Source organism: Brevibacillus sp. HB1.1 (genome assembly GCF_013332445.1).
Lineage (GTDB): Bacteria > Bacillota > Bacilli > Brevibacillales > Brevibacillaceae > Brevibacillus > Brevibacillus porteri.
The window spans coordinates 221,633-242,964 of record NZ_JABMIV010000008.1; the positions used below are offsets into that span (position 1 = coordinate 221,633).

24 protein-coding genes and 1 other annotated feature are annotated in these 21,332 nt (G+C 47.8%); of the genes, 1 reads left to right on the forward strand and 23 read right to left on the reverse strand.

The window, feature by feature from the left end:
• Window positions 1–58: 58 nt before the first annotated feature.
• From HPY27_RS20790 to HPY27_RS20820, 7 genes are all read right to left on the reverse strand, one after another.
• The gene (locus HPY27_RS20790) at window positions 59–724 is read right to left on the reverse strand and encodes a PilZ domain-containing protein (RefSeq protein WP_174225840.1); all 666 of its coding nucleotides are present in this window, start codon (window positions 722–724) and stop codon (window positions 59–61) included.
• 8 nt (window positions 725–732) lie between these two features.
• Window positions 733–2,010 carry a GTPase ObgE gene (gene obgE, locus HPY27_RS20795; protein ID WP_017247548.1) on the reverse strand — a complete coding sequence of 426 codons (1,278 nt, stop codon included), beginning with the start codon at window positions 2,008–2,010 and terminating at the stop codon, window positions 733–735.
• Window positions 2,011–2,023: 13 nt separating this feature from the next.
• Complete coding sequence (locus HPY27_RS20800; RefSeq protein ID WP_017247547.1) at window positions 2,024–2,608, reverse strand: Spo0B C-terminal domain-containing protein; 585 nt, start codon at window positions 2,606–2,608, stop codon at window positions 2,024–2,026.
• A 108-nt stretch (window positions 2,609–2,716) separates the two neighbouring features.
• Window positions 2,717–3,010, reverse strand: a complete 294-nt coding sequence (gene rpmA / locus HPY27_RS20805) for a 50S ribosomal protein L27 (protein ID WP_005832382.1) — start codon at window positions 3,008–3,010, stop codon at window positions 2,717–2,719.
• Between the two features lie 7 nt (window positions 3,011–3,017).
• Window positions 3,018–3,368, reverse strand: coding sequence for a ribosomal-processing cysteine protease Prp (locus tag HPY27_RS20810; protein WP_069850533.1), 351 nt, complete (start codon window positions 3,366–3,368; stop codon window positions 3,018–3,020).
• Between the two features lie 13 nt (window positions 3,369–3,381).
• Window positions 3,382–3,693 (reverse strand): 50S ribosomal protein L21, encoded by a 312-nt coding sequence (gene rplU, locus HPY27_RS20815; protein ID WP_016739197.1) that lies wholly within the window; start codon window positions 3,691–3,693, stop codon window positions 3,382–3,384.
• Window positions 3,694–3,703: 10 nt separating this feature from the next.
• Window positions 3,704–3,782: a sequence feature (ribosomal protein L21 leader region), on the reverse strand.
• Window positions 3,783–3,839: 57 nt separating this feature from the next.
• Window positions 3,840–5,315, reverse strand: coding sequence for an Rne/Rng family ribonuclease (locus tag HPY27_RS20820; protein ID WP_174225841.1), 1,476 nt, complete (start codon window positions 5,313–5,315; stop codon window positions 3,840–3,842).
• A gap of 107 nt (window positions 5,316–5,422) precedes the next feature.
• Here HPY27_RS20820 and aac(6')-35 point away from each other — a divergent pair, with 107 nt between their 5' ends.
• The gene (gene aac(6')-35 / locus HPY27_RS20825; protein ID WP_017247544.1) at window positions 5,423–5,974 is read left to right on the forward strand and encodes an aminoglycoside 6'-N-acetyltransferase AAC(6')-35; all 552 of its coding nucleotides are present in this window, start codon (window positions 5,423–5,425) and stop codon (window positions 5,972–5,974) included.
• Here the strand turns inward: aac(6')-35 and HPY27_RS20830 are convergent.
• The 16 genes from HPY27_RS20830 to HPY27_RS20905 form a co-directional block, all read right to left on the reverse strand.
• On the reverse strand, window positions 5,971–6,807 hold the full coding sequence (locus HPY27_RS20830; protein WP_017247543.1) for a M50 family metallopeptidase: 837 nt from the start codon (window positions 6,805–6,807) through the stop codon (window positions 5,971–5,973). The genes aac(6')-35 and HPY27_RS20830 overlap by 4 nt on opposite strands.
• Complete coding sequence (locus HPY27_RS20835) at window positions 6,800–7,585, reverse strand: M23 family metallopeptidase (RefSeq protein WP_174225842.1); 786 nt, start codon at window positions 7,583–7,585, stop codon at window positions 6,800–6,802. The genes HPY27_RS20830 and HPY27_RS20835 overlap by 8 nt, the downstream gene beginning before the upstream one ends.
• 158 nt (window positions 7,586–7,743) lie before the next feature.
• Window positions 7,744–7,944, reverse strand: a complete 201-nt coding sequence (locus HPY27_RS20840) for a cold-shock protein (RefSeq protein ID WP_005832370.1) — start codon at window positions 7,942–7,944, stop codon at window positions 7,744–7,746.
• Between the two features lie 308 nt (window positions 7,945–8,252).
• Window positions 8,253–9,383 (reverse strand): rod shape-determining protein RodA, encoded by a 1,131-nt coding sequence (gene rodA / locus HPY27_RS20845; protein ID WP_017247541.1) that lies wholly within the window; start codon window positions 9,381–9,383, stop codon window positions 8,253–8,255.
• 58 nt (window positions 9,384–9,441) lie between these two features.
• Window positions 9,442–10,236: a septum site-determining protein MinD gene (gene minD, locus HPY27_RS20850; protein ID WP_017247540.1), complete on the reverse strand. Its 795-nt coding sequence runs from the start codon at window positions 10,234–10,236 to the stop codon at window positions 9,442–9,444.
• 20 nt (window positions 10,237–10,256) lie between these two features.
• The gene (gene minC / locus HPY27_RS20855) at window positions 10,257–10,934 is read right to left on the reverse strand and encodes a septum site-determining protein MinC (RefSeq protein ID WP_026042972.1); all 678 of its coding nucleotides are present in this window, start codon (window positions 10,932–10,934) and stop codon (window positions 10,257–10,259) included.
• A 151-nt stretch (window positions 10,935–11,085) separates the two neighbouring features.
• Window positions 11,086–13,518 (reverse strand): peptidoglycan D,D-transpeptidase FtsI family protein, encoded by a 2,433-nt coding sequence (locus HPY27_RS20860; RefSeq protein WP_174225843.1) that lies wholly within the window; start codon window positions 13,516–13,518, stop codon window positions 11,086–11,088.
• Window positions 13,519–13,539: 21 nt separating this feature from the next.
• Entirely contained in the window at window positions 13,540–14,064 is a 525-nt protein-coding gene (gene mreD, locus HPY27_RS20865) for a rod shape-determining protein MreD (RefSeq protein ID WP_017247537.1), read from the reverse strand.
• Complete coding sequence (gene mreC / locus HPY27_RS20870) at window positions 14,064–15,023, reverse strand: rod shape-determining protein MreC (protein ID WP_017247536.1); 960 nt, start codon at window positions 15,021–15,023, stop codon at window positions 14,064–14,066. The genes mreD and mreC overlap by 1 nt, the downstream gene beginning before the upstream one ends.
• Before the next feature lie 14 nt (window positions 15,024–15,037).
• On the reverse strand, window positions 15,038–16,081 hold the full coding sequence (locus tag HPY27_RS20875) for a rod shape-determining protein (RefSeq protein WP_017247535.1): 1,044 nt from the start codon (window positions 16,079–16,081) through the stop codon (window positions 15,038–15,040).
• Between the two features lie 156 nt (window positions 16,082–16,237).
• Window positions 16,238–16,936: a RadC family protein gene (radC, locus tag HPY27_RS20880; RefSeq protein WP_017247534.1), complete on the reverse strand. Its 699-nt coding sequence runs from the start codon at window positions 16,934–16,936 to the stop codon at window positions 16,238–16,240.
• 101 nt (window positions 16,937–17,037) lie between these two features.
• Window positions 17,038–17,625, reverse strand: coding sequence for a Maf family protein (locus tag HPY27_RS20885; RefSeq protein ID WP_017247533.1), 588 nt, complete (start codon window positions 17,623–17,625; stop codon window positions 17,038–17,040).
• Between the two features lie 8 nt (window positions 17,626–17,633).
• Window positions 17,634–17,873, reverse strand: coding sequence for a DUF4321 domain-containing protein (locus tag HPY27_RS20890; RefSeq protein ID WP_069850743.1), 240 nt, complete (start codon window positions 17,871–17,873; stop codon window positions 17,634–17,636).
• 159 nt (window positions 17,874–18,032) lie between these two features.
• Window positions 18,033–19,325 carry a hypothetical protein gene (locus tag HPY27_RS20895; protein WP_174225844.1) on the reverse strand — a complete coding sequence of 431 codons (1,293 nt, stop codon included), beginning with the start codon at window positions 19,323–19,325 and terminating at the stop codon, window positions 18,033–18,035.
• A 117-nt stretch (window positions 19,326–19,442) separates the two neighbouring features.
• On the reverse strand, window positions 19,443–19,877 hold the full coding sequence (locus tag HPY27_RS20900) for a prepilin peptidase (protein ID WP_174225845.1): 435 nt from the start codon (window positions 19,875–19,877) through the stop codon (window positions 19,443–19,445).
• A 106-nt stretch (window positions 19,878–19,983) separates the two neighbouring features.
• Window positions 19,984–20,979: a ketoacyl-ACP synthase III gene (locus HPY27_RS20905; protein WP_174225846.1), complete on the reverse strand. Its 996-nt coding sequence runs from the start codon at window positions 20,977–20,979 to the stop codon at window positions 19,984–19,986.
• Window positions 20,980–21,332: the final 353 nt, after the last annotated feature.

A 21,332-nucleotide genomic window follows, 5' to 3' on the forward strand; every position in this document is an offset into this window, starting at 1 on the left:
CTATGTACTCTACTATATACCTTCTTCACAGGAACATCAAAGGAAAAAAACCGCTTCCTTAGGAGGAAGCGGTAGTTGAGAGCTTTTTATAGTAATCTTTGATGAGTTCATGGTGCTTTTCATTGATATCCGTAAAGATTAATTCAATGATCGATTGTTTGTCTTGGAACGTTTTTTCCACGATTTTCGCCATCATGACGATCTCCTGCGCTTGCTTCGGTATCTTGAAAGACAAGTGGAGAAAATCGCCCTTCGACACATAACCGTCCGTTCCCAAAACAAGACGGGTAGGAGAAAATTTCAGCAACACTGCCTCGCCTTTTTCTTCGATCGGTCTAGCTCCCATCACCTTGTAAGGGACAGAAATACCGAGATCTGGGGAGATGGGATCCTGCTTGCGCTTTTGTGTAATTTCTACCCCTATACTAATCGGAATCATCCCTAAAAGCTTGATCGGCCAAAGCATTTGCTCTGAAACTACTTCCAAATCAATGGTATTCACTGCCGCATCCGTTTCCCAACGAATGCGTACAGTTGATCCGAGAAGCTCTGCTTTCGTTTCAGCCTTCATCTCGTAGGAAACTACGAGATAACTGCCCTTTGCATGTTCAACCATAACTTGGACAGGTGTCTTCACCTGCTTGGAGATGATTAGCGGTAGCATCGCACCGCGTTGGAGTCGTTTATCCCCCAAAAATGGGTTCAGTGATGGGACATCAATCATGGTTTTTGTCACTCCACAAAGTCAAACTCTAATTTGCCGATCCGAACGGTATCCCCGTCTTTTGCTCCCAGCTTGCGCAGAGCATCATCTACACCCATAAAGCGCATTTGTCTTGCAAAACGCTGGGCTGCATCATAGCTGGTCAGATTGGTCATGCGTACGAGCTTCTCGATCTTTTCACCGCTGACAACAAATACTTCGTTATCACGCGTAATCTCGAATTCCTCTGGTTCTTTTTCTGCTCGGAACACCACGCGCTCTTCCACTTCCGCAACTTCCTCTACAGCAGGCTTGTCCGGAATCGTCGCCAAGGCATCCCCGATCGCATACATCAATTCTTGTACGCCTTGACGGGTTGCAGCAGAGATCTCGTACACCTTCACATCTGGAACCTTTTCCTTGAAAATACGCAGGTTTTCCTCTGCTTCTGGCAGTTCCATTTTGTTCGCGACTACAATTTGCGGACGATCTTCGAGCTTCAGGTTATACATAGTCAGCTCTCGGTTGATCTGCAAATAATCCTCGTATGGATCGCGTCCATCTACCGCTGCCATGTCAATCACATGAACGATCAAGCGCGTACGCTCTACGTGACGCAGGAATTGGTGACCAAGACCCACACCTTCATGCGCGCCTTCAATCAATCCTGGCAAGTCAGCCATTACGAAGCTCTGCTCGCCCAAGTCCACAACACCCAGATTCGGTGTCAGCGTCGTAAAGTGGTACGCTGCAATTTTTGGCTTCGCCGCTGTTACACTAGACAGCAAGGTGGATTTTCCTACACTCGGATAGCCAACCAAGCCCACATCTGCAATCAGCTTGAGCTCCATGACAATGTAACGCTCTTGACCTGGTTCTCCGTTCTCCGAGATGTGTGGGGCTGGATTCGAAGAGTTGGCAAAACGAATATTGCCTCGTCCACCACGTCCGCCTTTTGCGATCACAGCACGTTGACCCTGCTCCACGAGATCGACAATCACTTCTTTAGTATCATCATCAATGACAGTTGTTCCCGGTGGCACGCGCACGACCATATCTTCCGCGCCAGCTCCGTGCTGAGATTTGTTGCGGCCATGCTCTCCGCGAGGTGCTTTGAAATGTCGTTGATAGCGGAAATCTACCAGTGTACGCAGACCTTCGTCCACGACAAACACGACATCTCCACCTTGACCGCCATCTCCACCCGCTGGACCACCCAGCGGTACGTATTTCTCCCGGCGAAAGGAGACAGCTCCATTACCACCGTCCCCGCCTTTTACATATACTTTTACCTGATCGACAAACATGGTGTCACCTCTTTCATTCCGCGAATGGGATCACCAAATTCAGGACCCATTCTTCTTCCGTATGTATCCACTCGGTGACCTCCACCGTACTCTGTTCGCTTTTACGTATCAGCTTTTCCAATTCTTCCATTCCGGATGCACGTAGTACACCGGCCAGGTCAAAACGAAAATGAACGCCACGCTCATCCATTTGCAAGCTTACCTGCATGCTGGCTGCTTCGTAGCCGCTCTGATCTACATGATCGTTCACTGTGCATAATATCTCTGACACCAACTGGAACAAGTCTTGCTCGTTCAAAACTACTCGCGTGAGATCCACATGATTGCACACGTCTACTTCTAAAAGCAATTCATTGTTCAGTGCATTAAATGTCAAGAAGAAGACGGACAACAAGGAGCTATTCAATCGGGCAACCATCGATTCCTGCATCGCCATCTGTGCAATGCGTTTCAAATGGGCCTCTCCTTGTTCAGTACGGTTCAAATGCAAATAGCCGAGCAGAACCTGAACGTGGTTCAACCAGTCATGCCGCTGCCTGTTCAGAACGGTCAGCAGTTGGTCTGTCTGATGCGTAAACAGCCTCCGCTCGTCCCCCATCACATTCACCCAAGTCGATAAGAATATCTTTCCCATCTATTGTACCATAAAAAAGAGCCGGACAAAAAGAAAACCCAGCTATATCGCTGGGTTTTTCTTAACAAATATTTACGCTTCAGAAGCAACTGGCTCGATCACAACTTGTTTGCGATCACGGCCCAGACGCTTGAAACGAACAACACCATCTGCAGTTGCAAACAGAGTGTCGTCTCCGCCTTTCATTACGTTCGCACCTGGGTAAATCTTTGTTCCGCGTTGACGAACGAGAATGTTACCAGCAGTAACGAATTGCCCGTCGCCACGTTTCACGCCCAGACGTTTGGAAATGGAATCGCGACCGTTCTTTGTGGAACCTACCCCTTTTTTCGATGCGAAAAACTGAAGGTCCAAGTTAAACAGCATGTTCATATCAGACACCTCCCTGCCATTTATGATCATTTACTTTTACGTATTTGCCGTAATTCGCCTCAACCGACAAAAGAGCAATAACCATGCTCTCTGCCAAAAGCTGTTGTTTCTCTCGTGCAGTCTCATCATCCGAAGAAGAAAGGCTCCACTTCAAGAACCCACCGCCTTCTTGTGCGACAGCGACATCAGGAGTGATGCCCGTCAAAGGTTGGATGGCGTTTAATATACCAAAGCTGATGCCTGATACAGCAGAACAAACGATGTCTGCCCCATAGGCACCCGCATTGGCATGTCCGGAAATACTAATTTCATGGATACCGTGCGACGCACGGCTCACGATCACTTCAATCATAACAAGTCACCAATTAAGCGTTGATCTTTTCGATCACAACTTTAGTGAATGGTTGACGGTGACCTTGCTTGCGACGGTAGTTTTTCTTGGCTTTGTATTTGTACACGATAATCTTTGCAGATTTACCGTGTTTTTCTACTTTACCAGTTACCGTTGCACCAGCTACTGTAGGAGCTCCTGCAGTAACTTTGCCGTCTTTGCTTACGAAGAGAACTTTGTCAAAAGTAACAACGTCTCCTTCGTTGCCAGCCAATTTCTCGATGAAGAGAACTGCTCCCTCTTCAACTTTGTATTGCTTTCCACCGGTTTCGATAATTGCGTACACTGTGTGCACCTCCTATACTCAGACTCGCCTTTACAGGTGCGTCGACGAGCGACGGCTTATGTACCTGATTCGTGCGGTTACAGTATGCACGAGGCATATCTGCATGACAACCATTAGGTTATCATAGCTACAATAGCCCAGTCAAGTTATTTCGATTGTAAACGCTCCGCCTCTGCCCGATTTCCGACGTATCCAATTCGAAACTCATCCGGGCTCATCGCAGGAACAAGCTGCTTATAGACATGGACAGGCCATGTGATTGCTTCTGCTTTTTCCCACTCCTCTATCATGTCCAACAATCTTGGCGGCATGTCCACGAGAACAGCCTCCGCATCTTGGCTCTTTGCCAATGCGGTGACTTCGGCGTACATGCGCCGGAACAGCTCGTCTACTCGCCAAACTCTCCCTCGGCCCTTGCATGCCTCACACGGCTCCGTCAGCCGCTCCGTCAGGCTCGCACGCACTCTTTTTCGCGTCATCTCGACTAATCCAAGCGACGTCATCCCGAGAACAGTCGAAGGCACAGGGTCCTTCGCCAGCTCTTGTTTCAATCGCGAGATCACTCGCTCCTTATTGCTCTGCGCTTTCATGTCGATGAAATCAATGATCACGATGCCACCGATGTCTCGCAACCGCAGATGCCTGGAAATTTCAGTTACAGCCTCGAGATTGGTCGCTGTCACTGCCTGCTCCCGCTGTTGCCCTCCTCCACCTGTGAATGAACCGGTATTTACATCGATGACCGTCATCGCTTCAGTCCTGTCGATGACCAAGGACCCTCCACTCTTGAGCGGCACATGTCGATCACGAGCACGAATCAGCTCCGCCTCGACACCCAAGTAGTCAAAGAGCGGCTGTTTGCCCTGATACCAGCGAAGCTTCTCTTGTACTTCTGGAGCAAAAGCTGCCAACGCCGCTTTTACCTGCTGATGAGTCGTCGCACCTTCTACCAACAGCTCATCCATGCCAATTGCCAAGCCATCTCGGAGCGCCATCTCAATCAGCCCTGCATCCTGAAAAATCCGTCCGGTCGAACGGAGTCCATCCGCTGTTCGCAGCATTTCCTGCCAGCGATTGCGCAAATAGACCAGCTCGCTAATGAGTGTCTGCTCTTCTGCTTCCGCCGCTTCCGTGCGCAGAATACAGCCTTCTCCTTGCGCTACTGTCGAAGAGATCACCTGTTGCAGTCGTTTTCGTTTGGTATCATCGGTTATTTTACGAGAAAGCGATATGCTTTCTTCAGTCGGAAGGTATACCAGATACCGCCCCTGCAAGCTGATCTGCATCGTGATTTTTGGCGCCTTCATTTCCAACGCCTCTTTACTCACTTGAACCAATACCTTTTGCCCTACATGAACGCGTTCCGCAATACTTGGTTTCGCTGCTCCACCTGACTCCACACCGACTGTGTCATCTACATACAAATAAGCATTTTGGCCTGTACCAATATCAACAAAGGCAGATTGGATACCAGGCTTCACATCCGCGATTCGTCCCTGATAAATGTCACCAACGCTTGCGTGTGCTCCCACATCCTGTGTACGCCATTCCTGCAATTTCCCGTTTTCCATGAATGCGACGCGGATGCTGCTACCTTGTGCACTAATCGCTACTTGCTTCACTGTTTTCACTCCTTATTCCCCGTGCAAACGTTGCCCAAAAGAAGGATAACCGGGCTCATAGGAAGTAATCTAACATAGCTGCTAAGTCAAGGTAAAGGAGATCATCCATGATTCATGCTGGTGATTTAAAAATAAGAGCCTTATCCCCCGATGATGCCGTTCACTTAGTCAAATGGCTTTCTGACGAGCGCGTTTTGACCTATTATGAAGGTCGCGATCGGCCACATGACGAGTCCCTCGTGCAGCAAAGCTTTTTTCCGGAAGACGACGGTGAAACTCGCTGCCTCATCTTGTACACGGACAAACCGATTGGCTATGCGCAATTTTATCCACTTGATACTCCGGAAAAACAACTGTACGGGTACGTAAAAGACGTCGTTGTCTACGGCATGGACCAGTTCATCGGAGAGCCTGCTTACTGGAATAGCGGTATTGGCACTCAGCTCGTTACAGCCATCCTCCACTATCTCCACAAGGAAAAACGAGTACAAAAAGTAGCGATTGACCCGCAAGCCTGGAATGAACGAGCCCTCCGTTGCTATGAAAAATGTGGCTTTCGAAAAGTAAAAAAGCTTCCTCTGCACGAATGGCACGAAGGAAGCATGCGTGATTGCTGGCTGATGGAATGGACCTCTCCTGCTGATAAGACTAGAGACTAAAGGAGCTTGCCAACTGCGGCGTCGTGCTTTTGCTCAAACAAAAGGGCATACAATAGCTGTTCCTCTGCCAAGAGACCTGCACCTTGCACGTAGAAAAGATGGGAGTATCCCCGCCGCAGCTTGTGTGAGACTGCTAGTACCGTCTCCTCAGGATGCACGCGTATCGCTTGAACGGCAGCTTCTTCTTGCTGCCGATCGTATTTTTCTACAAGAAAGCGAAAAAATTGATAAGGAAACCGCAAAAATGCCTGAATGTTCAATACCAATAAATAAATCCCGATTACTGCTAAGTTGTACTTCAACTCCAAGCTGGACATCCCCACCATGATCCCCGCAAACAGCGTACTCCCCGTCATCGATATCATCGTCGCCTGCCTATACGACATAAACCAGCATAGAACGGCCAACAAGATTCTCCCGCCATCCAACGGCCAAATTGGCAACAGGTTAAACAGCGCAATCGTCAAATTGCTTACCAAGAAAAAGCGGGCCCACTCTTCCGTCCATATTCCCATAAACCAAAACAAGTACGAAGCAGCCATCATCACCATATTTAAGAAGGGTCCGGCGAGTGCCACGACAATCTCATCCATTGGGTCCGTGGCGTACGCGTCTTCCATCGTTGCTACTCCGCCAAAAGGTAGAAGCTGCACTTCTTTTACGGTCCATCCGAGCTCGCGCGCCATCGCTACATGCCCCAATTCATGGATCAGCACGATGACAAACAAGGTAATGACCTCCAAAAAATGGCCTGTCACCACGGACAAGCCGATCACTGCCCAAAATAGCAGGTGAATGCGAAACCGAATGTCAAGCCAGCCTCCCCTATTCAAACGGTATCACTTCCAGGGGATTAACAAATTGCTCATTCACTTTCGCCCCTACATACAAATGACGTGATGTCTGGTCCATTACCCGTGCGGTTCCGATGACTTGACCAGGTTTAAGGACCTCGTCCTTCGTCACCCCTATACTATCGAGATTGCCCAGCCATATCTCCCGTCCTTTGGTTAGACGAACAATCACTGTCGTCCCATAATCAGGCTTTTCTCCGACAAACGCGACCCAGCCAGCTTCTCCAATCGTGATTTGATCGTTCATTCCCGTAAGCAGGATCACATTAGCACTCGCTGGATCATAGGATTTTACGACTTTCCAGCTACTGGGGAGCTTCCACACAGCATTTGCGTCCTTTGTTGTACTCGTGGCTGGGACAGCAGGGGGATTGGTAGGTATCGAAGGAAGCATCGTCGGAATCGGACCAAATCTCGCTTCATACCAGTCCGCTACTCCTGAAAAATTAAAGTCCCGTGTCATGACTTCCCTCGCGGAGCTTTTCCAAGAAGCAGGGATCAGCGTTGTTTGAAACAAAATATAAGCAGCACCAATCAATAAAACAGATGCTAAAATTTGCACGCCCCACTTTTCATGGGACGGTGGCTGTTCCATCATATCTTTCTCACGTGGCGAGTAACTGAATGGGTCTGGCGATTCTTCGATGGGATCTTTCCAATCATCGACGTAGGGAGTATAGCTGTCTCGTGACTGCGTTCGGATTCTTTCCAAACGCTCTCTCCGTCTTTCTTTTACTCGATCTACTCTTTCAAACATGTCCATCCCTCCGCAGGCCAAGCCTTTAGTATCATCCTATGACTTGTCTACCTGCTTTATGACGACCATCGCCCCTCTCCAACGACCCAGTGTATCGGGTGGAAACACGCAAAAAAGACAGTCTCCCCATTGAGAGACTGCCTTTGAATCTGTCAATTTTACAGTTTAGTTACGCTAGCAGCTTGTGGTCCACGGCTACCTTGAACGATTTCGAACTCAACCTTTTGACCTTCGTCAAGAGATTTGAAACCTTCTGACTGGATTGCGCTGTAGTGTACGAATACGTCGTCGCCACCCTCAACTTGGATGAAGCCGTATCCTTTTTCTGCGTTAAACCATTTTACGATACCTTGTTGCATGAAACAAAACCTCCCTGAACATTACGCCCCACGAGGCGAAAGAGTGTAGCGTTAACCTCTTTTTTACAGATAAGCCTTTTGCGTCAAGGAAAAAAAGTCATACGAATTGAGATTGACAATTGGTGACGTCACTCACAATACGTACGACTCCATACCAATCACTCAAACACTATAACTTGTAAAAATGGTTAACTTAGGATGATTTTAGCATAAATTTTTGCATTTGTCACGCATTTCATGAGTGTACAAAAAGTCTTCTATTCATCACCGGAAAGTGGCGAGAACCAGAAGACTTTTTGTACAACTCCTTAATCAAAACGTAACTTGTCCTTACGCATCCCAATATTGAGCACCACACCAATGATCAGGAAGTTGGTTACAAGCGAGCTCCCTCCGTAGCTAATGAACGGAAGCGGAATACCCGTAATCGGCATCAACTGAATCGTCATTCCGATGTTCTCAAAGATCTGGAAGGTAAGCATCCCTACGACACCTGCGACAACGTAAGAGCCGAACGGATCTTTTGCCTCCATCGCGATGCGGATCATTCGGTAAATCAAAACGAAAAACAAAATCATCAGCAAGCCTGCTCCGACAAAACCCAGCTTTTCTGCAATGACGGTAAAGATAAAATCACTCTCTCCTACCGGCACCCATCCAAAGCTCGCTTGGGTCGGCGTATCAATCCCTTTTCCGAACAATTGCCCAGAGCCGATAGCAATCAACGCTTGCTTGAGCTGGAATCCTCGTCCCATCGGTTCAAGATCCGGGTTCATCCAAAAGAGGATTCGATCCCACTGATACGGCTTGATAATCTTGAAAAAGATATCCTGCTTGTATTCATGCAGCAACGTCATGGCGGCAAAGAAGCTGCCGACCAATCCTCCCATGTACAATACATGCTTCATCCGTATACCACCAACGATTAGCATCGTGGCAAGCATCCCCGTGTAAACCATGGCCGTACCCAAATCGGGCTGAATCAAAATCAAAAGCAATGGTACACCAACCAAGGCCAATACCGGAATCAGCTTATAGAAATAGTAAAACCGATCTGGATCATTTGCCCTCTTAGACAAGAAGCGCGCCACCGTTATGATTGTGAACAGCTTCATCGGTTCAGAAGGCTGAAACAAGACAGGACCAAGGTCATACCAGCTCGTCGTATTGTTAATGGGCCTCGTTTGAAATACCCCGATCAAAAGAATCAGACCGAGTACATATAAGACATAGGCCATGTTGTGGAATAGACGATAGTCAAATAACAATGTCACACCTAGCACAATAAAGCCGATGACATACCAAAGGACCTGCTGATGTGCCTTATCTACACCTGCCGCAGAACCGGAAATCCCCAAATAGCTGAAAATACCCAGCCCTGCCAAAATCAAAATGATGGTCCAGTCAATTGTTTTTAAATGACGTTTTTCCAGGTCCATCCGTTTCCTCCTAGAAAACGTGACTCCCCTCTATAGAAAGAAGGGAGCCAAGTATTACCTATTTTAATCCAAAGAATTTACGCATTTTATGAAACACGCCCGCTTTTTCTTCCAATGGTTGCAATGGAACAGCTTCACCTAAAAGGCGACGAGCCACGTTCCGATACGCAATGGAAGCACGCGATTCGTGATTTATTACAGCCGGCTCACCTTGGTTCGCGGATTTAATGATATGATCATCATCCGGCACGACACCAATTAAGTCAATGGCTAACAAATCCAAAATGTCTTCTACATCCAGCATGTCACCATTTTTCACCATATGGGAGCGAACGCGATTAATGACAAGCTTCGGCATTCCGATTTTTTCTCGTTCTAATAGGCCAATAATCCTATCAGCATCACGAACAGCGGCTTTTTCAGGGGTAGTCACGACGATTGCTTGATCAGCCCCTGCCACTGCATTGCGGAAGCCTTGCTCAATACCCGCAGGACAATCGATGATGACATAATCATATTCCCGCTTCAGTTGCGTAATGATTTCCTCCATCTGCTCAGGAGTTACTGCTGATTTGTCTTTGGTCTGAGCAGCCGGGAGCAATGCCAGATTGTCAAACCGCTTGTCTTTGATCAGAGCTTGCGGCAGTCGGCATGCACCTTCTGCAACGTCTACCAGATCATAAATAATTCGGTTCTCAAGTCCCATGACTACATCCAAATTACGCAAGCCAATATCGGTATCTACCATGCATACTTTCTGTCCCAACAATGCGAGCGCCGTTCCCAAATTGGCGGAAGTGGTCGTCTTACCCACGCCGCCTTTACCGGAAGTTACGACAATTCCAATCCCCACGTCCGTTCCTCCTCTTTCCCTCAACCCTCACGCTTTTTCTCACCCAAATCAGGGCGGATTCGCGACAAGTAGTTCATTTTCGCTACCAGCATGATCTCATTTTCCAGATAGGCAAATTCTGTGCCTCCGGAATTATTCGTCCATTCCTCACCCGGCTTGCTGATCACATCTGCAATCCGCAACTGGGTAGGACTCATGACTGCAGCCGCAATAATTACCTGTGAGTCACCGGAAATACCTGCGTGCGCGTACCCTCTGAGATGACCGAGCACGTAGATGCTTCCTGTACTGCGAACCGTCCCCCCGGGATTGACATCTCCCAATAAAAGCAAATCACCGTCAAACTCCAGTACTTGCCCAGAGCGTACCGTATTTACCTGTATGGAAAAATGGGTTTTCAGGCGTTCAGCCATAGCTTCTTCCCGCGTGATCAAATCAGATTCGATTGTATGGATCACCAGGTTGCCCTTCGTTCGAATAATTTGAGTCAACTGCTCTTGTTGCTCGGGTGAGCAGTATCGTTTTCCCAATTTTATAGATACCCGAATGAGTGGCCCAGACAAAATCTGTTGGTGGCTATGCTCTATTTTTTCACGCATATCGGCCAGCAGTTCGTCGAAGGAACAAGTATCATCCATAAAGAAGACGAGACCCTCTTTCGTTCCTTTGATCGTGACCTTGCTTTTCACAGTCGTCACCGGTTTCACCTCGACCGATACCATTCGCCATGCAGAAAGATTTTTCCTGCTCTGCGTGAAAAAATTGCCGAATTGGGTCAGATGGTGGCATTTTGCAAGAGCTTGACTCCATTATTCTCTGGGGCTTGATTGCCCTGGACAACCATTGTGTTTACTTTGCGGACGTTGGATTTGGCTTTGGAACCCCACCAGTAAGGACACCTGGATTCAGTTCATTGTAAGCTTCGAGCAATCGACGCGAGATCGGACCAGTCGCATCAGAACTGGATGTACCGTCTCTCAAACTGTTCGGCGCAATGACGACGAAAACCAGTTGAGGATTTTCATAAGGCGCAAAGCCGACAACCAGTGCATTTTCCGCTGGCTGCGACGTTTGTGCCGTACCAGACTTGGCTGCAACTGTGAAAGGCAACCCATTGAATCGTTGAACGGTACCACCTGGCTGAGTAACCAGCCGCATCCCTTCTTTTACCACCTGTATATGCTTCGGATCGATATCAACCCGGTTGAGCACTTGTGGTTCAATAACCGAGAGCGTTTGTCCTGGTTTCTTCGGATCGGTAGTTCCTTTGCGAATTTCTTTTACAAGATGTGGGCGTACCCGATATCCTCCATTAGCAATGGTCGATACGTATTGACCCAGCTGCATCGGCGTGAACAGATCGTATTGACCAATCATCACGTCCGCCAAGTTCCCGTAGTAAAGGTTCTGGTTTTCCCAACCGGTATGTTCATTCGGCAGATCCACACCTGTTTTCACACCAAGACCAAACTGGGCGTTGTAGTAATCATAGACAGAGAACTGCTTCTCCCAGCCTTCTTTCCCTTTTCTTGCTAATCGAATCGCCATTTCATACATATACGTATTGTTCGACACCTGCAAGGCACGACGAGCGTTAACAGGTCCATGACCACTTGCCTTCCAGTTGCGTTTATACGTGTTACCGACATTCAAGCCGCCTCGGTCATAGATGACTTCGTTCGGTGTAGTCAGCCCCTCCTGAAGCGCAATCATGACAGACAATGGCTTGTAGGTAGAAGCAGGTGGATACGGCGTATAAATGAATCGGTTTGATTCATTCGGCAAAATAAGCGAGGCGTAATTCTCGTTGAATTTCTTGCGGTCGTAATACAGATTCAAATTGTAATCTGGATAACTCGCCATCGCCAATATTTCGCCCGTATTCGGATTCATCACCAATACGTGTGCATCCTTAAATTCTTTTGGCGTAGTTGGGCGCTTCTTGAATGCTTCAAACTCTTCTTTCAAGATGGCCTCTACCTTGCTTTGATAACGCCAATCCATAGCCAAAACGAGATCGTTTCCTGGCTCAGGGGCTTGGCGCATCTTCTTCTCTACCGTCTCCGAATTTTTGTTCACGTGCACTTCCATAATCCCGTTTTTGCCACGCAAATAACGTTCATAGGAGCTCTCCAGACCGGTTACACCTACACGGTCGATCGCGTTGTAGCCTTGTGCCTGATATTCTTTCAAGCTCTCAGGACGAATCGCATTGATGTACCCGAGAAAGTGAGTACCAAATGCCGTACCATCCGGATCTTCGAAAATTTGGCGAACAGGCTCCAACTCCACACTAATTCCTGGCAGCTCGGTGCGTCGTTCTTCGATCTGGAACATTTCCTGCTCCGTGATGTTGACCTTGACACGCCTCGGAATATAACTAGCCATCTGCGGTGAACGCATCTCTTGCAGCAACGAGAGCTTGTGCCACTGAAATTGGCGTTGCTGCTCTGTCAACGGCAGTTTGATATCCATGTCGAACAACGAGGCATAGCGCAGCAAATCCATGTCAGACTTTTCTGCTAAGCCTCCGGGGGTTGGCAAAACTCCGATCTGATCCTTCACTTTTTTTGCAAGGTCATTACGATCTTCCTTGTCCAATTTCAGAGTGAGGGTCATATTAGCGTTTATCGCCATTTTTAACAGTTCGAAATCCGTAGTATTCGCTTCCGTAATAGCAGGTGTACCCGGCTTGGCAGCATTCAGTTTCTTAATAAGGTCTGCTCTCTCCTTGTCATCAAAAGGAGAACGAACACGCATCCCGAGATACACAGCAGTCTTTACCAGCTCAAAGTCCGACATCTGATCGACAGTCTCTACTTTTGGAACGGCTTTTAGCTTCGCCGCAACCTTTGCCTTGAGATCGTTTGTTTCTTGTGCATTGAAAGCAACAGGCAAAGTTGACCTCAGTTCAATCGTCTTCTTTAACAGTTCCTTATCCGTACCAATTTTGCCGCCATCGGGGATGAGGATTTTTGCCAGACGATCCGCGACTTTCTCTTCATCAATGTCCTGCCCTTGTTCTTCAACGTATTGAACGGTGTACACAGGCTTATTCGAAACGAGTACCTCGCCATTTTTATCCAAGATACGGCCGCGAGGAGCGGAAATCGGCAGTTCACGGATACTAAACTTTTCCAATTCATGCTTGTACTGTTCGCCTTCTACCAGTTGCACAAAGGCTAGCCGTAAAATAATGGCGGCGAAGAACAAAAATACAATCACAAACAATATATTGAGCCGAATAGGTATGTCTGTTTTCGGTTCTTTGACTTCTTCCACGAACTCTCCTCTCCTTTGCCCTTACTGCATGTGCATTTCCTTTTTCGCCAGAATCTTGTTGCATACATTCTTGATCGGAAAGTATACCAGTAAGCCAAAAGCGAGATTCAACAACACACTAGGCAAAATTTGATGTGTCAAAATCCATTGAACATCGAAGGGGGCAGCGGAAAACAAGCGGAACAAGGAATACAAAAGCCACTCATGTCCGAATAAAATCAGGAAGCTGGTAATGAAAACCATCCCGAATCCTCTCTGGAACAAAAGAACGATCATCCCTGCAAAGTAGCTGGCCACCATCATGGACATGGTATAGATTCCAATTAGTTGCCCAAACAGGACATCCTGTAAAAATCCGAAGGCGATCCCGTAATACAAGCCCTCGCGCCTACCGAGATACATCGAAATAAAGATGCAGCACACAAGCGCAAACCGGGGTACCGTCATCCAGGACAGACCCCATGTACTAGGTGCAGATACTTGCATCACAGTTCCTTCCAAAACAAACATGACCACTACGCCCAACGTCAATAAAAACCGAGCCATTACTGACCACCCCCGCTAGCAGGTGGAGCCGGAGGCACAGTTGTCTGTGTTTGTGTCTGGCCGGCTGGCTGTTGCGGGATCAATTCACCATTGGGAGCGATTGTAAAATCACGTTCCACAACCATGACTTCATTCAATTGTGAAAAATCAGCGCTTGGCTGGATGTAGGCGGTTTGAGTCAAGCCATAATCATCTGGCTCTACGCGAACAATATAGCCAATCGGCAAATTGCGAGGGACAACTCCTCCCAAACCTGACGAGATCACTTGCTGATCTTTTTTAATCGCTTGTCCCCAAGGGATTTTGCGCATGACGAGCAATCTTTCTTGCGGATCGTATTCTTCAATGACACCACTAATTTGACGGTACACAGGTTTGCCGTCGACTATCTGCTCCGTCAAAATATCCGCTGAGATATGGTCACGTCGCTCATAGCTCGTCAACAATTCAACCGTAGCTGAAAAGTTGGCAACACTCTGTACGCGCCCGATCATTCCTTTGGCTGTAATGACAGCCATATCTTTTTTAATGCCACTTTTTAATCCTTGATCGATGGTAACGACGTTGTTCCATGTATCAGGGTTTCTCGCCACGACTTCCGCAAAGTGAAGGTTGTAAGATTTAAGTGAATCTTTTGCCCCTACCATTTCTCGAAGGCGCTGATTATCTGCTTTGAGTGTGTGCAATTCAGCACTTAGACGGGCGTATTGATCCAAGCTTGCCTTAAGTGCCTTGTTTTCTTCATATACGCCGTACGCTTCTTCAATTTCCTGAAAAAAGCCAGAAACAGCCTGGGCAGGGCGATAGAAAAAACCCTGCACCACGCTGAAGGTATCTTTAAAGAACATTTCTGGCCAGGTCAGGCTAACCCGTTCACGAGAAGTGAAGCCCACGACGGAGATAAGCAGGACCAAGCCTACAAGTACAATGATAAGCCGCTTATTCCCGAAAAACGACATGCCCTACCCTCCGTTTATTTACCCCGTTTTAGTCGGGAAGAGGTGATGCCTTGCTTGGATTTGAACAGGTGAATGTTCTCCAATGCACGACCTGTTCCAATCGCTACGCAATCCAGTGCGTTTTCCGCAACATGCACGGGCATACCCGTTTCCTTACTTATCAGGCGATCCATGTTACGCAAGAGCGCACCGCCGCCTGTGAGTACAATTCCACGATCCATGATGTCCGCCGCGAGCTCAGGCGGGCTTTTTTCGAGTGTTACCTTCACCGCTTCCACAATAGCAGAAATGGTTTCCGCCAATGCTTCGGCAATCTCTGTGCTGCTTACCGAGAGTGTTTTTGGCAATCCGGTTACAAGGTCACGACCGCGAATGTCAACGTTTTCGACCTCATCAGGAGCAATCGCAGAGCCGATCTCCAGCTTCAGTGTTTCTGCTGTCCGTTCCCCGATCATCAAGTTGTAACGGCGCTTGATGTACTGAATAATCGCCTCGTCCATCTCATCTCCGGCCACACGAATGGAGCGGGATGTAACAATCCCCCCGAGAGAAATGATAGCGACTTCTGTCGTACCACCACCAATGTCTACGACCATACTTCCAGTCGGTTCCCACACTGGCAGGTCTGCACCGATCGCTGCCGCAAACGGCTCTTCAATCGTATGGGCTTCCTTCGCCCCAGCCTGCTTCGTAGCATCTTCGACTGCGCGCTTTTCCACCGCAGTAATTCCCGAAGGTACACAGACCATTACATTTGGACGACGGCTAAACAGCCCTTGATTTTTTTGTGCTTGATTAATGAAATAGCGCATCATTGTCGCAGTTGTATCAAAGTCAGCGATAACCCCATCTTTCATTGGACGAACCGCTACGATATTACCCGGCGTACGACCGATCATACTTTTCGCTGCATTCCCTACTGCTTCAATGGAATTGTTATTGGTACGAATCGCTACAACAGAAGGCTCACGCACCACAATTCCTTTCCCCTTCACAAAAACAAGTGTATTGGCAGTGCCGAGGTCAATCCCCAAGTCACGTGTAAATCCACCAAACATAAAAAAACTCCTTCCAAATATTAATCCAAATGACAAGCATAAGAGAACCTCTATCGAGGCCTCTAAAAGATAGAGCGACCGCGTTTTTGTGGAAGGTTTTCATGCGCTCAAGAATTCATAGACGTTTCGATGAAAAATCTTGTGCGTATAAACATGTTACAAGTACCCCTGCTCTTTGAGACTAATGTACTTGCCTTCCCCGATAATAACATGATCCAACAATGAAATCCCCACCAGTTCACCAGCGTCACGCAATGTATGCGTAATCGCGATGTCTTCCCTGCTAGGTGTCGGATCACCGCTCGGATGGTTATGTAGGCATATCACCGATGCGCTGCTACGACGGATCGCTTCTTTAAAGACTTCTCTCGGGTGTACGATGGAAGCGTCCAGACTGCCTACGAAAATCGTCTGCTTGCCAATCACGTGGTTCTTGGTATTCAGAAAGAGACAGACAAAATGTTCCTGTGTCAAATGAGCAAGCTCTGGCGACATCAAATCAGCTACGTCCCGTGGTAAACGGATAGAAGCCCTATACTCTCGAGGCACTCCCATCAATCTACGCCCAAGCTCAAACGCAGCATGCAATTCAATCGCTTTGACTGGACCAATTCCTTTTAGCTCTGTTAACTCAGCATGAGAGGCTTGGGCTAAACCACGCAGGTCTCCAAACCTGGCTAACAAGCGCTGAGCCAACTGATGGGCCGTCTCTTGTTCCCTGCCTGTCCGCAGTAAAATGGCAAGAAGTTCAGCATCAGACAGATGGACCGCTCCTTCGCGAAGCAGTCGTTCACGTGGACGGTCATAGTAAGGGACGTTTTTCAACAGCATTTTGTTACAGGTATTTGTTGCCATTTTATATCCGCCTCCAGCCATATTCACATTATCGAAAACGGCTGACATGGAGAGGTTCATGAGGCGTATGGCCGTCGTCGCTTGCTTCAAGCATGACAACTTTACAAAATCGGCATCCCAAAACGTGTCAAAAGAGTAGACGTCAGGCCTAACGGAAGACCAACAACTGTGAAGTAGTCTCCGGTTATTCCTTCCACGATCGTGGCTCCAATACCCTGAATGGCGTATGAGCCCGCTTTATCCATCGGCTCACCTGTCGCAATGTACGACTTGATTTCTTGCTCTGTTAAAGCTCGAATTCTTACGTGTGTTAGACTATGTGAGACTTCCGCACGGCCTGTCTCCACATCTATCAAGGCGACTCCACTATAAACGGTATGCTCTTGCCCCTGGAGCATGGACAACATACGATATGCGTCCATTTCATCAACAGGCTTGCCCAATATTTGGCCATCAAGAACGACTACCGTATCAGATCCTAAAACGACGCCTTCCGTCAAGCGAGAAGCCACTTCCTTGGCCTTGCGTAAAGACAATTCTTCTACTACTTCGCTCGCAGATAAATGCTCTGCTGTCGTCTCATCTACATCACTGGTGATAACGGTAAATGATAAACCTAAAGCTTGCAGAAGCTCCCTTCGACGCGGCGAAGATGAAGCCAGAATGAGAGGAACATTTTTTTTCGTCATTTTTCAACCTACTTTATCCGTCGATGTATCCAAAATGCGAGGGCTAAGCCTCCGATACTGGCTAGATTTAGTTTTACCTGAAAGTTCAGTTCGTACTTCAAAATTTCTAAATCTGCCGCAGGCGACCAAGTAATCACTTTGCTCTTGGTCAAAAAAGGTAGCCAGGGACTTAAAATCTCCCCGATAATACTGCCAAACAAAAGTCCACTCACCAACAGAAACACGAGAGTAAGCGTTTCTTTCCCCATTTTCCCAACTCCCTTTTTATAAGGGATTCTCTTTTTGCCAAACATAAGTTTAGCAAATGGGGAGAAGCGAAACAATCCCTGATTGCTCTTGGTAGTTACTGTATAGAAAGAAAAGGCCTCCTGCAAGAAAACCTTGCGGAAGACCATATAAACATGCATTTATGTGGATGAACGTGCATTTTGCATCCAACTTGCGTAGCTCTCGAAAAAGGCAAGAACACCCGCCTGTACTTGCCACGCATAGGATTCGGCGCTTTCCACCTTTTTGCCTGCGCTTGCTTCTGCCATTTTGTCCCTGGCTGCCAGCGCTTGATTCACCCCATTTACCATCCCATCTAGCAGTGGCTTCCAGGCTTCCTTGGCTTCCATTTTACGGCTTTCCTCCAGAAATTGGCGGTGAATTTCTTTTAATTCTGCCGTTTCTTTTGCCGTTGGCGATAGTTTACCCGTCGTAATAATCAGCCCTGATTGTGCCGAAAGTGTTTGGACGAGTTTGACTCCGTGGGTGAAAAAGGCCTTCACGTTAGGGTCACCAGATGCGTTAGCGGCTTTTCCGACAGGGACAGACCCTTCAAAAGCGGGAAAGGAAAATTCTTTGACGTATATATCCATACCTTTGTTTTTCAGGCTGGCGGCAAAGCCTAGCACAGCATCTCTTGTAGGAGCAGCGGCAGCGAACATGTACTGCTTGCTTGCGTCCTTATAAAGCAAATGAGGAATCCCCGCTTTCTCCAGTGGTTCTACAGCTGTTTGCGGCGACGCATCCGGCTGGAATACTCCTGCCTGTGCAACGTACATGTTTACGGCTGGCAGTTGTAAAGCTATCGCTTTTTGACCCACTGCATTGCCATTCGTCGGTGTCTCTTGTGTTGGCTGGCTTTCATTAGGCGAAGCCGGACCTGTCACGCCATTTTTCCCAGCCGTTTGTTCAGTGCCTGCACCCGGTGCGGTCAGTGTCTGAACCGTTTCACTCAGAACATTTCCGTATGACTCAGAAAACTCCTTTTGCGAAAAGACTGTCAAAACAAGAAATCCGAACAAGAGGCCAATTGCTACAGCCCCGCCTGTTGTTAAAGTCGTGCGCCAAAAGGGCCCCTTTGGCCATAACGTAGCAAGCCGACTCACCGAACTACTCCTGTATCCCTTCTCTTCGGTATCCTCGAAGGAATAATCGGATTCATAGGAGTCGTTTGTCGTCTGATCGAATTCAACATTCGGCTTCGTTTCTTTCGTGGCAGATCCACGTAGCTGCATCATCCGTTCCCATGCTTCGTTGCCCTTCTCCTTCAACGGGTCAGCAAACAGCAAGGGAGGTGCTTGGAAACGAACGCGTGGCGTATCATCATTTGGAGTGCGCTTTCTACTTGCTTCCTTTGGGGTGTCGTCCCGCTTTTCATCCCAGAACCTTCCGTTCATTTTGACCGTCACACGATTTTTATTTTGTCCGCTCATACGCTTGCCCTCCTAGCCACAGGCTCTTTGTACTAGCATACGTTTTGCTCGGACGGGTTATGACTTCTATCTAGTGATTCTATTAAATTTGTTTCTACTACTATTCCCCATGCCATTTCAAGAGGTTTTGCTCATATACAAAATCACAGCTAAGCCAATCGTCACAAAAGGCGCAAACGGCACTTCGCATTTGATACTTACTTTTCGTATCAGCAACAAAACGAGAGAGACGAGAAAAGCTGCCAAGCTCGCAATCGTAAGAACGAGAACAAAATCGCGGATCCCAAGTCCATAGCAGACTAGCGCGAACAGCTTCACATCCCCCATCCCAAGCGCAAGCGGCCTGTGCCAGCTGATCCATCCAAATACCAGTAAACTGAGAATCGCAAAGAGTCCAGCCATCAGCCATTCCCTCGGCGAAGAGAGAACATACTCCATAATAGAAATCAGTACAAATCCTGCACTTAATGCACAATTGGGTATTCGTTTATAACGAAAATCTATCCACGAGAGGTAAAGGCAGAGTCCGAATAATATCACAGCGTTGGCCATTTCTTCTTCCCCCAGTCGAAAACTGTCCTTAAGAATACCTTTCATTCCTGGGACAAAAAAAACTGCCCAGAATGTTCTGGACAGTCTCTCGATTTATAAACATGTTTTACGGATTCCAAGTGAACAAAAGGCCAGCGTGGACGAGACCACCGCCAAACCCATACAACAGGATCGTATCCCCTGCCTTTACTTTGCCTTCCTTGATCCCCAAGGCGAGCGACAATGGAATGGTAGCCGCTGATGTGTTGCCGTAATGTGTCAGACTGTACAATGTCTTTTCGAGAGGGAACTGACTCTTCTCGCAAATGGATTCGATCATGCGCAAATTGGCACTGTGCGGGATGAACCAGTCGACATCTTCTAGCGTTTTCCCCGCCCGGCTCACTACCTCCTGCATCCCCTTTGGAACAGTTGTTACAGCCCACTTGTACACTTCTCTCCCGTTTTGAACCATGCATCCATTCCCGCTCAATTCTCGTCCGTCCATATGTGTTGACAAGCCCGATCGGTATACATGAATCCCACCATCCCCCTTTGAGCCTAAATAGGCGGACAAAAAACCGGGAGCTGTAGAGTCCTGCTCAAGCAGTACGGCACCTGCTCCGTCCCCAAACAGGATGCACGTCGTACGATCCGTATAATCCGTTACTTTTGTTAACGTTTCTGCACCTACTACCAACACTTTGCGATGCAAGCCCGAGCTGATAAGCGCATTTGCCACATGGAGCGCATACGTAAATCCTGCACAGGTAGCGGAGAGATCCATGGCTCCCGCCTGCTCGACTTGAAAATGCGCCTGGATTTGGCTTGCGACACTTGGAAATGGATAGTCTGGCGTACTGGTCGCCACCAAAATCATATCGACATCACGGACATCCTTCTTATAGTTTTCGATCAAATCTTGGATAGCTGCGATGGCCAGATCACTGGTAAATTCATCTTCCCTTGCCATACGCCGCTCATGAATACCTGTTCGTTGTAAAATCCACTCATTCGATGTCTCCACTAGTTTTTCCATATCTGTATTGGTAAGAACCCGACTCGGCACATACGTACCGATAGCGGTAATTCGCGACTTGAAGGGGCTTGCCATTGTCATCATCCGATCATCACCTTCCGTTTTTATGATCTGATTATAACACTAGATATTAGTATCTGATACTAATTTTTGATTAAAAAATCTATGAAGGATATTTTGGTTTGAGTCAACATAGTGGAGGAGAAGAAAAAGCACAGTTCTCTTCGACTCTGACACGCCAACAGGGCGATTCACTGGCCGTCTCCACTACAAAACGGGGACCGTCGAGCCAAAGCCACCCTACGGGCGGAGGTTTCTCAAGGGAGAAGTGTTCGACAAGCGTGGTCCCCTTTTTGTAGTTCCGACTGGGTAGGCGTTGTCAAGGTCTACGAGCCCTGTGCTTTTTTTCTCACCAGCATTGTTCGTTTATCGATACC